The organism is Mesorhizobium sp. M7A.F.Ca.CA.004.04.2.1 (assembly GCF_004022825.1).
Taxonomy (GTDB): Bacteria; Pseudomonadota; Alphaproteobacteria; order Rhizobiales; family Rhizobiaceae; genus Mesorhizobium.
The window spans coordinates 1-822 of sequence record NZ_RZPH01001556.1; the positions used below are offsets into that span (position 1 = coordinate 1).

The 822-nt window shown below is 66.3% G+C and carries 1 protein-coding gene; it reads left to right on the forward strand.

All coding sequences use genetic code 11. From position 1 onward, the window contains the following. Window positions 1-563: aminotransferase class I/II-fold pyridoxal phosphate-dependent enzyme (locus EN893_RS36100; protein ID WP_128362271.1), on the forward strand; the 563-nt coding region annotated here is incomplete at its 5' end. Window positions 564-822 lie beyond the last annotated feature (259 nt).

Consider the following 822-nt stretch of genomic DNA (forward strand, 5'->3'; position numbering starts at 1 on the left):
ACATCATCGAAGGCACCCTGGCCAAGGCATTCGGCACGCTGGGCGGCTATATCACCGGCACCAGCGCCGTGATCGACGCCGTGCGTTCCTATGCGCCGGGCTTCATCTTCACCACGGCACTGCCGCCGGCGATCGCGGCTGCCGCGACCGCGTCGATCCGCCATCTCAAGCGCTCGCAGGCCGAGCGCGACGCCCAGCAGCAGCAGGCGAGCCGAACCAAGCAGATCCTGTCGGCCGCCGGCCTGCCGGTGATGGACTCGCCGACCCACATCGTGCCGCTGCTAGTCGGCGATCCCGAGGCCTGCAAGATGGCCAGCGACCGCCTGCTCGGCGTGCACGGCATCTACATCCAGCCGATCAACTACCCGACCGTGCCGCGCGGCACCGAGCGGCTGCGCATCACGCCGACGCCGTTCCACTCCGATGCACTGATCGCCGAATTGCAGGATGCGCTGGTCGAGACCTGGGATGCGCTCGGCATCCCCTATGGCTCCGCCGGGCGGCCTTCGGTAGCCAAGAGCGACCGCATCATTCCCCTGCTGGTCCCCAAGTCAGGCGGCTGAAGCCGTTGCTGGTTGCGCCTGTCGATTGCTTCCAACGCCGCGACGCTCCGACGTCACGGCATGGATCCTAGGGTCTCCGCGACGTCGCTTCGCGACTGCTACGCCCTAGGATGACGAAGCGTGGGGGCTTCTGGCTAGTCACAGAGTTGGAGTCTGGCATCGTAGCAATGGCCGACCTTCGAGGTTGGCCGAGGCATCTTTCTCTTCGTCATCCTAGGGCGAAGCAAGGAGCGAAGCGACGCGGCGCAGACCCTAGGAT